Origin of the sequence: Herbaspirillum sp. DW155 (assembly GCF_037076565.1) — a bacterium.
GTDB lineage: Bacteria > Pseudomonadota > Gammaproteobacteria > Burkholderiales > Burkholderiaceae_D > Herbaspirillum.
Map to the genome: position 1 here is coordinate 3,949,012 of NZ_AP029028.1, position 15,064 is coordinate 3,964,075.

At 63.1% G+C, this 15,064-nt stretch carries 11 protein-coding genes; 3 read left to right on the plus strand and 8 right to left on the minus strand.

Translation table 11 applies throughout. From position 1 onward, the window contains the following. Positions 1 to 148 precede the first annotated feature (148 nt). The 4 genes from AACH55_RS17945 to AACH55_RS17960 are packed head-to-tail and all read right to left on the minus strand — an operon-like array spanning position 149 to position 5,712. Positions 149 to 1,738: a dipeptide ABC transporter ATP-binding protein gene (locus tag AACH55_RS17945; protein ID WP_338716023.1), complete on the minus strand. Its 1,590-nt coding sequence runs from the start codon at positions 1,736 to 1,738 to the stop codon at positions 149 to 151. Beyond that, on the minus strand, positions 1,735 to 2,784 hold the full coding sequence (locus AACH55_RS17950; protein WP_338716024.1) for an ABC transporter permease: 1,050 nt from the start codon (positions 2,782 to 2,784) through the stop codon (positions 1,735 to 1,737). The genes AACH55_RS17945 and AACH55_RS17950 overlap by 4 nt, the downstream gene beginning before the upstream one ends. Continuing rightward, complete coding sequence (locus AACH55_RS17955; RefSeq protein WP_338716025.1) at positions 2,781 to 3,836, minus strand: microcin C ABC transporter permease YejB; 1,056 nt, start codon at positions 3,834 to 3,836, stop codon at positions 2,781 to 2,783. Before AACH55_RS17955 ends, AACH55_RS17950 begins: the two co-directional genes overlap by 4 nt. 58 nt (positions 3,837 to 3,894) lie before the next feature. Then, positions 3,895 to 5,712, minus strand: coding sequence for an extracellular solute-binding protein (locus AACH55_RS17960; protein WP_338716026.1), 1,818 nt, complete (start codon positions 5,710 to 5,712; stop codon positions 3,895 to 3,897). A gap of 369 nt (positions 5,713 to 6,081) precedes the next feature. On the opposite strand from AACH55_RS17960, the gene fabI reads away from it, so the two are divergent. Continuing rightward, complete coding sequence (gene fabI, locus AACH55_RS17965; protein ID WP_013235368.1) at positions 6,082 to 6,864, plus strand: enoyl-ACP reductase FabI; 783 nt, start codon at positions 6,082 to 6,084, stop codon at positions 6,862 to 6,864. A 401-nt stretch (positions 6,865 to 7,265) separates the two neighbouring features. Then, a complete protein-coding gene (locus AACH55_RS17970; protein WP_338716027.1) occupies positions 7,266 to 8,774 on the plus strand; it encodes a DEAD/DEAH box helicase in 1,509 nt (502 codons plus the stop codon). 78 nt (positions 8,775 to 8,852) lie between these two features. Here the strand turns inward: AACH55_RS17970 and AACH55_RS17975 are convergent, their stop codons facing one another. From AACH55_RS17975 to AACH55_RS17990, 4 genes are read right to left on the minus strand one after another with little or no spacing between them, the layout of a single operon-like run. After that, positions 8,853 to 9,491, minus strand: coding sequence for a PqiC family protein (locus tag AACH55_RS17975; protein WP_338716028.1), 639 nt, complete (start codon positions 9,489 to 9,491; stop codon positions 8,853 to 8,855). Then, positions 9,488 to 11,116 (minus strand): MlaD family protein, encoded by a 1,629-nt coding sequence (locus AACH55_RS17980; RefSeq protein ID WP_338716029.1) that lies wholly within the window; start codon positions 11,114 to 11,116, stop codon positions 9,488 to 9,490. Before AACH55_RS17980 ends, AACH55_RS17975 begins: the two co-directional genes overlap by 4 nt. Further along, positions 11,113 to 11,889 (minus strand): paraquat-inducible protein A, encoded by a 777-nt coding sequence (locus tag AACH55_RS17985; RefSeq protein WP_338716030.1) that lies wholly within the window; start codon positions 11,887 to 11,889, stop codon positions 11,113 to 11,115. The genes AACH55_RS17980 and AACH55_RS17985 overlap by 4 nt, the downstream gene beginning before the upstream one ends. Continuing rightward, positions 11,886 to 12,527 carry a paraquat-inducible protein A gene (locus AACH55_RS17990; RefSeq protein WP_338716031.1) on the minus strand — a complete coding sequence of 214 codons (642 nt, stop codon included), beginning with the start codon at positions 12,525 to 12,527 and terminating at the stop codon, positions 11,886 to 11,888. Before AACH55_RS17990 ends, AACH55_RS17985 begins: the two co-directional genes overlap by 4 nt. A 769-nt stretch (positions 12,528 to 13,296) precedes the next feature. On the opposite strand from AACH55_RS17990, the gene leuA reads away from it, so the two are divergent. Continuing rightward, positions 13,297 to 15,000, plus strand: a complete 1,704-nt coding sequence (gene leuA / locus AACH55_RS17995) for a 2-isopropylmalate synthase (protein WP_338716032.1) — start codon at positions 13,297 to 13,299, stop codon at positions 14,998 to 15,000. The last annotated feature ends 64 nt before the right edge of the window (positions 15,001 to 15,064 follow it).

A 15,064-nucleotide genomic window follows, 5' to 3' on the forward strand; every position in this document is an offset into this window, starting at 1 on the left:
AGCCGGAGGAGACCCGGGCGGCCTGACCGCCCATCACAAGAAGACGCGCACGAAGCACGGAAGAAGAAAAAGATGGCAGTCTGCATGGACCCGAAGCCCCGGAGCTGATCCGGACTTCGGGTTTTCTTTTTCTTTTACCGCCTGCGTTTCAGTGCGCCGCTTCGGCGTAGCTGGCCGCGGCCACCAGACGGCGTGTGTAATCCTGCTGCGGATGCTGCAGCACCTGCTCGGTAGGGCCGCTTTCGACCACCTTGCCATCCTTCATCACGATGACCTGATGCGCCATCGCCTGCACCACGGCGAGGTCGTGGGTGATGAAGAGATAGGCCAGCCCGTGCCGGCGCTGCAGCTCGGCCAGCAGTTGCAGCACCTGCTGCTGCACGGTCACGTCCAGCGCCGAGGTCGGCTCGTCCAACAGCAGCAGTTCGGGTTGCAGCACCAATGCACGGGCAATGGCAATGCGCTGGCGCTGACCACCGGAGAATTCATGCGGATAGCGATCCAGCACCGCCGCCGTCAGGCCGACTTCTTCGAGCGCGGCGATGATGGCCTGGCGCTGCTGCTCCGGGCTCTTGTCGGGATGATGCAGGGCCAGGCCCTCGCCAACGATCTGCTCCACCGTGCGGCGCGGCGAGAGGGAAGCGAAGGGATCCTGGAACACCACCTGCATGCGCGCACGCAAGGGCCGCAGTTCACGACTGCTGCGCTCGGAAATCGGCACGCCCCCGAAACGGATGCTGCCGGTCACGCTGGCCGCCGACAGGCGCAGCAAGGCCATGCCGAGGGTCGACTTGCCGGACCCGGATTCGCCGACGATGCCTATGGTTTCACCGCGCCGCAATTGCAGGTCGATGCCATCGACGGCATGGAAGGCGCGCTTGGCGAACCAGCCCTGCTTGATGTGATAGGTGCAGCGCAGCTTTTCTGCCTGCAGCACCACCGGGGCCCCGGCCACCACATCGGCCGCATTGCGCTGCGGGCGGCTTTGCAGCAGCTTGCGCGTATAGGCTTGCTGCGGGTGGGCAAACAGTTCGGTGACGCTGGCGCTTTCCACCAGCCTGCCTTTTTCCATCACGCCCACGCGGTCGGCGAAGTGGCGCACCAGGTTCAGGTCGTGCGAGATGATGAGCACGGCCATGTTTTCTTCGCGCTGCAACTGGTTCAGCAGCGCCAGGATCTGCACCTGGATAGTCACATCCAGGGCCGTGGTCGGTTCATCGGCGATCAGCAGCTTGGGCTTGCAGGCCAGCGCCATGGCGATCATGGCGCGCTGGCGCTGGCCGCCCGAGAGTTCATGCGGATATGACAGTGCCCGCCGCGCCGGTTCGGGGATGCCGGTCTTTTCCAGCAGCGCTACGGCGCGCCGGGCCGCATCGCGGGCATTGAGACCTTCGTGATGCATCAGTACTTCGGCGATCTGGTTGCCGATGGTAAAGAGCGGATTCAAGGCCGTCATCGGCTCCTGGAAGATCATCGCGACGTCGTTGCCGCGCACCTGCTGCATCTGGCGCTCATTTTTCTTCAGCACATCCTGGCCGTCGAGCAGGATGCTGCCTTCGTAGCGGGCATCCTGGTTGAGCTGCATGACGGCCAGCGAAGAAACCGTCTTGCCTGAACCGGATTCGCCTACCAGGGCGAACTTCTCGCCAGGAGCAATCGAAAAACTCACGCGATCGACTACCACGGCGTCGCCGAAGCGCACCGTCAACTCCTTCACTTCCAGCAGGGCGGCGCTCATGCCTTCCTCCGTACGTCCAGGGCGTTGCGCAGGGCATCGCCGATATTGGTCAGCAACAGCAGCATGACGGTCAGCACCAGGAAGGTCGACAGCGCAATCCACCAGGCATCGAGGTTGTTCTTCCCCTGCGACAGCAACTCGCCCAGGCTGGGCGTGGAAGGCGGCACGCCCAGGCCGAGGAAGTCCAGGCTGGTCAGCGCGAGGATGGACGCACTCATGCGGAACGGCAGGAAGGTCACCACTGTGGTCATGCTGTTGGGCAGCACGTGGCGCCAGATGATCTGGCGATTGGACAAGCCCAAGGCACGTGCGGCCTGCACATATTCGAGGTTGCGGTTGCGCAGGAAATCGGCGCGCACGTAATCAGCCAAGCCCATCCAGCCGAAGGCGGCCAGCAAGCCCAGCAGCACCAGCAGGCTGGGCTGGAAGATGGAAAAGAAGATGATCAGCAGATACAGCTCCGGCATCGAACCCCAGATTTCCAGCAGGCGCTGGATCAACAGGTCGGTACGGCCGGCAAAGTAGCCCTGTATCGCCCCGGCCAGCACGCCCAACACCACGCCGATGGCCGTCAAGGCCAGACCGAACAGCACCGAAAGCCGGAAACCATAGAGCAGCCGGGCAAACACGTCGCGTCCGCGATCATCGGTACCGAGCCAGTTGTCGGCCGAAGGCGGGGCCGGATTGGGCGACTTGGCGAAATAGTTCAGGGTCTCGTGGTTGTAGCGGTTCAGGGGATACAGGGCCCAGTTGCCGTCCTTCTTGAACTGATCCTGGATAAAGGGATCGAGGTAGTCGGCCGGCGTATCGAAGTCGCCGCCGAAGCTCTTGTCCGAATAATCCTTGAACATCGGGAAGATCAGTTGGCCCTGGTAGCTGGCCACCAGCGGCTTGTCATTGGAAAAGAGTTCGGCCCCGAGGCTGAGCACGAACAGCACCGAGAAGATCAGCAAGCTCCAGTAACCGGTGCGGTTGCTACGAAAACGCAGCCAGATGCGGCGACCGGGCGAGACGGAGGGCGTGGTGGGAAGAGATGCGGGATTCATTTCGCCAGGCTTTCAAATTGCACGCGAGGATCGACCCAGACATAGCAGAGGTCGCCGATGAGCTTGACCGCCAGGCCGATCAGCGTGAACAGGTAGAGCGTGCCCATGACCACCGGATAGTCGCGGCGGATCACGGCTTCATACGACAGCAAACCCAGTCCGTCCAGCGAGAACAGCGTCTCGATCAACAGGCTGCCGGCGAAGAAGGCACCGATGAAGGCGGCCGGGAAACCGGTCACCAGCGGAATGAGCGCATTGCGAAAGACGTGCTTGTAGAGCACCCGCTTTTCCGAGAGGCCCTTGGCGCGCGCAGTGAGTACATATTGTTTACGGATTTCCTCGAGGAAGGTGTTCTTGGTCAGCATGGTCATAGTGGCAAACGAGCCCGCCACCGAGGCAATGATGGGCAGCGTGATATGCCAGAGGTAGTCGGTGATCTTGCCGAACCAGGAGAGCTGCGCCCAGTTGTCGGAGGTCAGCCCGCGCAGCGGGAACCATTGCAGGAAGCTGCCGCCGCCAAACATCACCAGCAGGAACACGCCCAGCACGAAACCGGGAATCGAGTAGCCCACCAGCACCGCAGCGCTGGTGACCGAATCGAAGCGGCTGCCCTCGCGCACAGCCTTGGCGATTCCCAGCGGTACCGAGATCAGGTAGGTAATGAAGAAGGTCCACAAACCGATGCTGATGGAGACCGGCATCTTCGACTTCACCAGCTCCCAGACATCGGCATGGCGATAGAAGCTGCGGCCGAGGTCGAAGGTGGCGAACCCCTTGAGCATCAGCCAGAAGCGCTCCAACGGTGGCTTGTCGAAACCGTACAGGGCCTTGATTTCCTTGACGCGTTCGGCATCCACACCCTGGCGACCGCGATAGGCACCGCTGCCACCGGCCGATTCGTGCACGCCGGAGCGCCCGCGCAACTCCTGCACCATCTGCTCCACCGGACCGCCCGGCACGAACTGGATCACGGCAAAGGTAATGGCGATGACGCCCAGCAGCGTGGGCACCATCAGGAGGATGCGCTTGAGAATGTAAGCCCAGATATTCATGGCAAGTGCTTTCTTGTTTCCGGAGGCAGGATCGGTGTCATGGGAAGGCAGCGCTTTTTCAGCGCGGCTTTTCTTCCCACCACATGCTGACCACGTAGGGATTGGCTTCGTAGTACCTGGGCAGTACCGCAGGAATGCCGAAGCGGTTGCGGTAGGCCATGCGGTGCGTGGACGAATACCAGTGCGGCACGGTGATGTAGAGATTGAGCAGCACCCGGTCCAGCGCGTGGGTGGCTGTCAGCAGTTCGGCGCGCGAATGGGCCGCCACCACCTTGCCGATCAACTGGTCCACCGCGGCATTCTTCAGTCCCCAGACATTGTTGGAACCGGATTCGTCGGCCGCGCGCGAGCCGTAGATGTCGAACATCTCGCTGCCCGGACTGTTGGTGGCGGGGATGGCCAGGCTGGTCATGTCGAACTCGAAGTTCTCCAGCAGCTTTTGCGCCAGCGCGTAATCCACCGTGCGCTGGTTCACGCGGACCCCGAGTTTCTCCAGGTTGCGGACATAGATGCTGATGACGCGCGACATCGAAGGCTGGTCGTCGAGGATTTCCATCTGGAACACCTCGCCCTTGTCATTGCGCAAAGCGCCGTCGCGATAAGTCCACCCGGCTTCCTGGAACAGCCGTCGCGCTTGCATCAGGTTGGCCCGCAAGGAGCCGGGCGGATCGGTATTGGGCGGCGCCGGTACCGGGCCGAAGACGGCGGCCGGCAACTGGGCACGCAAGGGTTCCAGCAGCTTGAGTTCGTCCGCCGACGGGCTGCCGGTGGCCGCCAGTTCGGAATTGGCGAAGTAGGAATCGACGCGGGTGTACTGGTTGTAGAACAGTTGCCGGTTCATCCACTGGAAGTCCAGCGCCAGGCCCAGCGCGCGGCGCACCCGCGCATCCTGGAATTGCGGGCGGCGCAGGTTCATCACGAACCCCTGCATGTTGGCGCCGTTGTGATGCGGGAAGGCGCGCTTGACGATCTGGCCATCCGAAAATTTCGGACCGGTATAGCCACGCGCCCAGTTCTTGGCGCTGTACTCGACCACGACGTCGAATTCGCCTGCCTTGAAGGCTTCCAGCCGGGCCAGGTCATCCTTGTAGAAGCGATAGGCGATGCGCGCGAAGTTGTACATGCCGCGCCGCGTGGGCAGGTCATTGCCCCAGTAATCGGCACGGCGCTGATAGATGATGCTGCGGCCCGGATCGTAGCTTTCGATGGCATAAGGACCGCTGGCAATGGGCGGGGTGAGCTGGATGCGGTCGAATGGCGTGCCCGCGCCCCACTTGGGCGAGAACACCGGCAGGCCGCCCACGATCAGGGGTAGTTCATGGTTGTCGCTTTTGAAGTCGAAGCGCACCGTCATCGGATCGACCACCACGCAACGTTCCACGTCACCGAAGAGCGACTTGAACTGCGGCGAGCCCTTGCTCATCAGGGTATCGAAGGAATACCTGACGTCGGCGGCCGTGACCGGATCGCCATTGTTGAAGCGTGCCTTGGGGTTGAGATGGAAACGCATCGAACGCCGGTCCGGCGCCACCACCATATCGTCGGCCAGCAGGCCGTACATGGAGGCCACTTCATCGGCCGAGCCCACGGCCAGGGTTTCGAACATGAACTGGTCCACGCCGGCAGCGGCCACGCCCTTGAGCGAGAAGGGATTGAATTTGTCGAAGCTGGTGCGGGCGTCCGGATTGGCCAGGTAAAGGGTGCCGCGCTTGGGGGCATCCGGATTGACGTAATCGAAATGGGTGAAGCCGGGCCGGTACTTGGGCGTGTCATACAGCGAAAAGGCATGCTCGGCGGCGGCCGGGGTGCCATGGGCCAGGGCGGCGGCCAGCAGGCAGGAGAGGAAAATCTTGGCTGTCTTCAGGGGCTGGACCATGCGGTTGTCTGTCTGAACTCTCGTGGGCTGTGATGTCTCTGGCAAGCAAGTCCCGCGCCTGATGGCTTGATGCCTGCTGCCTGAAGGGGTGGGCCGGGATCCGGAAACGATTTCCGTGTCGGGGCATTGTAAAGAGAGCAGCGATTACAGGGAAGCAATTAAAGCAACTTAACAAATGCGGCTTGGCCCCACTGCGCCCAGCCCCGCCAGCGCCGCAAAGGTTGCCGCGCCTGCCGCAAGCCCCTACAATCCGGGTCTGTCCCATCCCGGCTGCCGCCCCGCGCGGCGCCGCTATCACTTACCGGCCGCACCGCGCCTGCTTCTGCCTGCCAGGAGTGCACAGCACGCGGCGGCCCCTACGGAGTCAACATGGCATTTCTGCAAGGCAAAAAAATCCTGATCACCGGCTTGCTGTCCAACCGTTCCATCGCCTACGGCATCGCCCAGGCGTGCAAGCGCGAAGGCGCTGAACTGGCCTTCACCTATGTTGGTGAACGCTTCAAGGACCGCATCACCAAGTTCGCCGAAGAATTCGACAGCAAGCTCGTCTTCGACTGCGACGTCGGCAGCGATGAGCAGATCAATGCCCTGTTCGCCGACCTGGGCAAGTCCTGGAGCCAGCTGGACGGCCTGGTGCACGCCATCGGCTTCGCCCCCTCCGAAGCCATTGCCGGCGATTTCCTGGAAGGCTTCTCGCGCGAGGGCTTCAAGATCGCCCACGACATCTCCGCCTACAGTTTCCCGGCCATGGCCAAGGCTGCCATGCCGCTGCTCTCGTCCAACGCCGCCCTGCTGACCCTGACCTACCTGGGTTCGGAGCGTGTGGTGCCCAACTACAACACCATGGGCCTGGCCAAGGCCTCGCTGGAAGCCTCGGTGCGCTACCTGGCCGAATCGCTGGGCCCGAAGGGCGTGCGCGTCAATGGCGTCTCGGCCGGTCCCATCAAGACCCTGGCCGCCAGCGGCATCAAAGGCTTCGGCAAGATCCTGGGTGCCGTGGCGGCGACCGCCCCGCTGCGCCGCAACGTCACCATCGAAGACGTCGGCAATGCATCGGCCTTCCTGCTCTCCGACCTGGCCTCGGGCATCACCGGCGAAATCACCTACGTGGATGGCGGTTTCTCCCGCGTGGTGGGCGGCATGGCGGAGTAATTGCTGAAATTTGCAAGCGTCCCCCACAATAAAGAGACAGTTTCTCGAAATAGCTTCGTGCTAATTTCGAGGTTTTAGGGTATGATTCGCCTTGTGCATCGCAATAACCGATGTACAGGCGAATCGGATGTGAAATCTGCCCTGTAGAGTTTCCCGCCGTATTTGCCCAAGCAGCTTCGCAAGCCTTACCTGTCATTACGACAAGTTCCCAGTAAAAGCCCCCCGCCCCTGGCATCCTTTGATGATGCCGTCCCGGCGCAAAGCTTTTGTGCCGAAATTTCTTTGTATTTTTCATAGTCATTTCGTCGGTTGGCGTTGCTTTTTTTCGTTCAGGCACTCGATGCCCGGCGCGCTTGCGTGCGCCCGTCTCGTGCCTGTCGTTCACATTCACGAAAGAGATTATGACTTTTGAAGCACTCGGCCTGAACCCTTCGATCATCAAAGCCCTGACCGAAGCAGGCTATACCTCCCCGACCCCGGTCCAGGAAAAGGCCATCCCCGCCGCCATCAGCGGCCAGGATCTGCTGGTGTCCTCGCAGACCGGCTCGGGCAAGACCGCCGCCTTCATGCTGCCGTCGCTGCACCAGCTGGCCGACCTGCCGCAGGCGCCGCAAGCAGCCCGTACCCCCAACCAGGAACGCCAGGCCAGCCGTGCCCGTGGCGAGCGTCCGCGTTACCAGCCGGCACAGCCGAAGATGCTGGTGCTGACCCCGACCCGCGAACTGGCTCTGCAAGTGACCACCGCCACCGACAAGTACGGTGCCTACATGCGCCGTGTGCGCGTGGTGTCCATCCTGGGCGGCATGCCGTATCCGAAGCAGATGCAACTGCTGTCGCGCAATCCGGAAATCCTGGTGGCGACCCCGGGCCGTCTGATCGACCATATGGAGTCGGGCAAGATCGACTTCTCGCAACTGCAGATCCTGGTGCTGGACGAAGCCGACCGCATGCTGGACATGGGCTTCATCGACGACATCGAAAAGATCGTCGCCGCCACCCCGGCCACGCGCCAAACCATGCTGTTCTCGGCCACGCTGGACGGCGTGGTCGGCAACATGGCCAAGCGCATCACCAACAACCCGCTGACCATCCAGATCGCCAGCTCGTCGACCCGTCATGAAAACATCATGCAGCGCGTGCACTTCGTGGATGACCTGTCGCACAAGAACCGCCTGCTGGACCACCTGCTGCGCGACACCAGCATCGACCAGGCCGTGATCTTCACCGCCACCAAGCGTGACGCCGACACCATCGCCGATCGCCTCAACATCGCCGGTTTCGCGGCCGCCGCACTGCATGGCGACATGCACCAGGGCGCGCGCAACCGTACCTTGAACAGCCTGCGCCGCGGCCAGGTGCGCATGCTGGTGGCCACTGACGTGGCAGCGCGCGGCATCGACGTGCCGGGCATCACCCACGTGTTCAACTATGACCTGCCCAAGTTCGCTGAAGACTACGTGCACCGCATCGGCCGTACCGGCCGTGCCGGCCGCAATGGCGTGGCGATCTCGCTGGTCAATCACGCCGAAGGCATGCAGGTCAAGCGCATCGAGCGCTTCACCAAGCAGACCATTCCGGTGGATGTGGTCGAAGGTTTCGAGCCGAAGAAGTCGGCTGCACCGCGCAGCCCGCGCAAGCCGGGCGGCTGGCGTCCGGGTGATGGCCGTAGCAACAACGGCCCGCGCTTCGGCGCCGGCAACCGCGAAGGCGGTGGTCATCGCGAAGGTGGTTTCGGTGGCAATCGTGAAGGCGGCCATCGCGAAGGCGGCTACAACCGCGAAGGCCGCAGCTTCGGCGGCGCCAAGCCGGCCGGCAACGGTCCTCGTCGCGAAGGTGGCGGCGGTGGCTACAAGGGCAACGGCGGCGGCTTCCGCGCCGACGGCCCGCGCCGCTCCTACGGTGATCGTTGATTGCTGCAGGCAGTGCTGATGTTGAAAAGCCGCTTCCGAGGAAGCGGCTTTTTCTTTGGTGCTACAGAATGTGCTTGCTCAACTTGCGCACTGCCCACCCTGCCGCGCCTGCAAAGCTCGGACATTATCGGCAATCGCCTGCACCGCCTGCCCTACCGCCCTCTGCGTGGCCGCGACCACATCGGCATTGCTGCCACCGGCCACACGCTCCACTACCGTCAAGCGGCAAGCGGCGCTGCTGCGATCATCTGAACGGGTGATGGTCCAGCCGAAGCTGGCCTGGACCCGGCCGTTTCGGGCGGCGTCGAAATCGCGCAATTCCACATTGATACGGTAGCTGGGCTGGTCCGCCGGGCGTGCGCCGCGGGAGACGTCGATGGCGCCCAGTCTTGCGGCCACGCCGGCGGACAGCGCATCGCGCAATTCATTGTTGAAGGGCGAGGACCAGCGGTCCTGCTCCAGCACATCGAGGCGCGTGGCATCGCTGCGCACCACCAGTTGCGGACGCGCCAGCCGCTCCGGCACGGCCACCGGCATGACCTCGATGAAGGCCTGCGGTCCCTGGCTGGCGCTGCGCGCAGAGGCAGCGCCCTCGGCGGGCATGGCCAGCGTGTAGAACTGCGTCGGCGGCGTGCTGCCGCAGGCGGCCAGCAGGCTTGCGGCCAGGGCGACTGCGCCCAGGGTCTTGAGGGAAAAACGCTTGGTGGCTTGCATCATGGCTCCTGTTTGCCCCGGATCAGCGATTCCGGATGCTGTTGCAGGTAATCGGTGAGGATGCGGATCGAGGCCGCAGCCTTGGTCAGTTCCCGCATGGTCTGGCGGATATCCTGCTGCAGCGGGGCGTCGTCCGAAAGCGTACGCTCGGCTGCATTCAAGGTCTTGCGGGCATCCTTCATCGCGGCCTGCATCTCGGGCGCGATGTCGTTATTGATGCGCGCGGCGGTCTGCTCGGCCGTGCTCAAGGTCTTGTTCAAGGTCTTCAGCGTGGTCTGCAGATCACGACCGATCTCATCGAAGGGTACCTTGGAGAGCTTGCCTGCAATGTCCGAGAGCTGCTGCTGCAATTCGTCCAGGCTGCCCGGAATGGTCGGCAGTTCCAGCGGCATCTTGTCCGGATCGAACTGCACGGGCGCGGCCTTGGGGAAGAAATCGATGGCCACATACAACTGGCCGGTCAGCAGGTTGCCGTTACGCAGCTGGGCACGCATGCCACGCTTGACCAGCATGCGCATCACCTGTGCGTTGGAGCGGCGCTCGGCACCAGTCTCGTCACGGAAATGATGATCCAGACGGTCCGGATAGATCTGCACCAGCACCGGCATGCGGAACTCCGCGCGCGCCTTGTCATACTCGACCCCGATGCTCTTGACTTCGCCCAGCACCACGCCGCGGAAGTCCACCGTGGCGCCTGGCTGCAGGCCGCGCAGCGACTGGTCGAAATACAGCAAGGCGGTTTGCGGTGCCCCGTCGGGCTCCTTCATGGCCGCGCTTTCGTCTTCCACCAGCGCATACTCGGTGCCTTCCTTGGCCGGCGTCCCCAACGGTCCTTCATCGCGGTCGCGGAAGGCGATGCCGCCCAGCACCACGGTGGACAGCGCTTGCGTATGCAGCTTGAAGCCGCTGGCATTGAGCTCCATGTCGAAGCCGCTGGCATGCCAGAAGCGCGAAGTCGGGGTAACGAACTTGTCGTAGGGCGCATTGACGAAGATGCGCAAGGTCACGCCGCGGCCATCGCTGTCGAGGTCATAGGCCACCACCTGGCCGACCTTGATACGGCGATAGAAGATGGGAGAACCGATGTCCAGCGAACCCAGGTCATCGGTATGCAGGACGAACTGGCGCCCGGAGGAATCGCGGGTCACGATGGGGGGCTGTTCCAGGCCGACGAAGTTCTTCTTGGTCTCGCCCGAGGCGCCGGCGTCGGCGCCGATGTAGGCGCCTGAGAGCAGCGTACCCAGGCCCGAGATGCCGGAGGCGGCAATGCGCGGACGTACCACCCAGAAGCGGGTGTCCTCGGCATTGAAGCCGGCGGCATCCTGGTTGAGCTGGATGCCTACCAGCACGTGCGAGCGGTCAGCGGCCAGTTTCAGGCTCTGTACCTGGCCGATTTCCACATCCTTGTATTTCACCTTGGTCTTGCCAGCTTCCAGCCCTTCTGCAGAACGGAAACTGACGGTGACCATGGGACCGCGGTCAATCAGGATCTTGGTCACCAGCGTGAGGCCGACCAGAGCGGCAACGATGGGGATGAGCCACACCAGCGAGGGCAGCCAGTTGCGCTGGCGTGCCCGGCGCGGTTGCAGCAGCGCCGGCTTGTCATCGGAATGGTCGGGTGAAGTCATGCGGTTTCCTGTGGCTTGTGGGCAGTGTCGTGGGGAGAGGGGATGGCGGGAATGGCTTGGCCGGGATCATGCGAATCCTGGTCCTGTGGACGGTCATCCCAGATCAGGCGGGGATCGAAGGACAGCGAGGCCAGCATGGTCAGCACCACCACCGCACCGAAGGCGGCGATGCCAATACCGGCGTGGATATCGGCAAAGCCACGGATTTTTACCAGCCCGGTCAGGACCGAGACCACGAAGACGTCCAGCATGGACCAGCGGCCGATGGACTCGACCACACGGTACAGCCGCGCACGCTGCAGGCGGCGCCAGCGGCTGCGGCGACGCGCCGAAAACACCAGGATGCCCAGCGCCACCAGCTTGAACAGCGGCACCAGGAAGCTGGCCACGAACACCACCAGCGCCAGGCCCCATTCACCGGCGGTCCAGAAATAGATGACGCCGGAGAGAATCGTGTCGCGCTGTTCATCAAACAAGGTGCTGGTCACCATCACCGGCATCATATTGGCCGGGATGTACATGATGCAGGCCGCGATCAGCAGCGCCCAGGTGCGGGTCAGGCTGTCGGCCTTGCGCACGTGCAGCGGAGCGTGGCACACGCCGCACGGCTGGTGGGGCTGCGCGCCCTCCCACACCGTGCCGCAGTGATGGCAGCCGATCACGCCCAGCGAGGCGGCATCCTGCACCTGCAAATCTTCATCCGGCTCCCGGGTGAGGTCGGGAGCCGGAGGCGCGGTGCGGCCCACGCTGGAGGAGAAGCGCCAACGGCTCATGCACCGCTCTCCCGGTCGCCGTATTGCCCGGCTTGCTGCTGTTCCCACAGGTGCCAGAGGTAACGCGGATTGAAAGACACCACGACGGTGAGCAGTACGGTCAGGCCGCCGAAGGACCACAGCGCCGGTCCGGGGATGACCTCGGCCAGGTTGGACAGCTTGATCAGCGCCACCAGCACACCCAGCATGAACACTTCGATCATGCCCCACGGCCGCGCTGCCTGCATCAGGCGCAACAGGAGGACGAATCCGGGCGGACGGCGGTCGCGCGCCCCCGGCAGCAGCAGATAGAGCAATATCGCCAGCTGGATCAGCGGGAACAGCAAGGTGGTCGCCAGCACCAGCAGCGCCACCTCCGACATGCCGTCACGGGTCAGTGCCACCACGGCACCGATCAGGGTGGTCTGGCTGGACAGCCCCTGCAGCTCGATGGTGACGATGGGAAAGACATTGGCGATCAGGAACAGGATCAGCGCTCCGATGGTCAGCGGCAGCAGGTGCTGCAGGCGGCCGCTGGTATCGCGCTCCAGCTCGGCGCCACAGCGCAGGCAGCAGGCGATCTCGCGCTGGCCCAGCGCCATGCGCTGATATACAGCGTCGCATTCTTCGCAGACGATGAGGTCGGTGCGTTTTTGCATGGATGATGACGGTTCTTGACGATCCTCTCCCGGGATGGCGGAGACGTCGGCATTCTGTGAGTGTTTCTTCGTGGCGAGCAGCGGTCCGGTCTATTTACGGGGCCGCCGGACAATGCAAAAGGCTACTGCAGCGCTCGGTTTGGAGCATTTTCCCCCAGCGGCGTTCCGTCCGCACAAGGAATTGGCGCTGCGACAATGGAAATAAATGACCAAAAAGTTAGTAACAAGAGGATTCTAACAACGAATTTATTGGAGCGCGCCCTTCTTTTACCTGTGTAAAAAAGATAGCGCTTGACAAGCGCTCGCCCGATCTTCTACATTGCACGGATGACTTCCGCAGCAACCTTCTCCTACCGCCACAACAGCGCCAGCGCCCTGCTAGCGTTGCTACCGGTGTCGCTACTACTAGCCTCGCGCTAAAATCCGTATTTCCTGCCGTTTCCGCTGATTGCACGCGATCCGGCAAACCCACCAAATCCAGCAGCACTCGTATTACAACCAGGCAGTGACGCGCTCTTCGTGATGAAAGCCGGCGTCGCCGCCCAAAGGCGAAGCGATATGCATTCGAACACCAGCACCATCCGCCAGCAGCGCCCCCAGCCCCGTCAGGCAGGTTGCGCTTTGCAGGAGATGCCGCCTCTGGCTCTATGAAGGGTTGCCTGGCCACGCGCCCGTGGCAGCCAGGCAACCCGATCCGCCACATCTGACGTACTGAAACGCATTCAAGCACTGAAGCATTCCACGCCATCCGGAAACCAAGAGGTCCATCATGATGTTAAGCAACCCCGCCGCCAAATACCGCCCCTTCCCTGCCATCGACCTGCCCGACCGCACCTGGCCCGGCAAGGTCATCGACACGCCGCCGATCTGGATGAGCACCGACCTGCGCGATGGCAATCAGGCCCTGATCGAGCCGATGAACGCCGAGCGCAAGCTGCGCTTTTTCGAACTGCTGTTGAAGACCGGCCTGAAGGAAATCGAAGTCGGCTTCCCCTCCGCCTCGCAGACCGATTTCGATTTCGTGCGCAAGCTCATCGTCGAAAACCGCATTCCCGATGACGTCACCATCATCGTGCTGACCCAGTCGCGCGAAGAACTGATCCGCCGCACCGTCGAATCGCTGGAAGGCGCCAAGAAGGCCATCGTCCACCTGTACAACTCGGTGGCCCCGGCCTTCCGCAAGATCGTCTTCAACATGTCGCGCGATGAGATCAAGAACATCGCCGTCACCGGCACCCGCCTGGTCAAGGAACTGACCGATGCGCGCCCGGGCACCGAATGGCGCTTCGAATATTCGCCGGAATCCTTCAGCACCACCGAACTGGATTTCTCCAAGGAAATCTGCGATGCCGTCTGCGAAACCTGGGGCGCCACCCCGCAACGCAAGATCATCCTGAACCTGCCCTCCACCGTGGAGTGCGCCACCCCCAACGTCTACGCCGACCAGATCGAATGGATGTGCCGCAACCTGAAGCACCGCGACAGCGCCATCATCTCGGTCCACCCGCACAATGACCGCGGCACCGCCGTCGCCTCCGCCGAGCTGGCCGTCATGGCCGGCGCCGATCGCGTCGAGGGCTGCCTGTTCGGCAACGGCGAGCGCACCGGCAATGTCGACCTGGTGACCCTGGCATTGAACCTGTACACCCAGGGCGTGAACCCGGGCCTGGACTTCTCCGACATCGACGTGGTGCGCCAGGTGGTGGAAGAATGCAACCAGATCCCGGTGCACCCGCGCCATCCGTACGTCGGCGATCTGGTCTTCACGGCCTTCTCCGGCTCGCACCAGGATGCGATCAAGAAGGGCTTCGCCAAGCAGCAGCCCGACGCCATCTGGGAAGTGCCCTACCTGCCGATCGACCCGGCCGACCTGGGCCGCAGCTACGATGCCGTCATCCGCGTCAACAGCCAGTCCGGCAAGGGCGGCATGGCCTACCTGCTGGAACAGGAATACGGCCTGGCCCTGCCGCGCCGCCTGCAGATCGAATTCTCGCGCGCCATCCAGCGCGAAGCCGATGCCACCGGCAAGGAAATCGCCGCAGCCGACATCTACGCCATCTTCCAGCGTGAATACCTGCAACGCGAAGAGCCCTACGTCTATCGTGCCCACCGCATGTCCGAAGACAGCTCCAAGGCCGAGTCCATCAACATCGAAGTCGACATCGTGCGCAATGGCCAGCCGGTCACCGTGCGCGGCAGCGGCAACGGTCCCATCGATGCCTTCGTGCATGCGCTGGGCCTGGACATCAAACTGATGGACTTCCACGAACACGCCATCGGCGCCGGTGCCGACGCCAAGGCCGCCAGCTACATCGAGCTGCGCCTGAACGAAGCACCGACCGGTTTCGGCGTGGGCATCGATGCCAACATCGTGACCGCATCCTTCAAGGCCGTGCTGTCTGCCGTGAACCGCCAGATCGCCATCAGCGAGAGCGCCAACCAGGCCGGCTCTGCGCAAGCCAAGGCTGCCTGACAACGGAACCGCGCCGGCGATCCCGGCGTGCTTCCCTGAACACGACGCCGGCCTACAGGCGGGC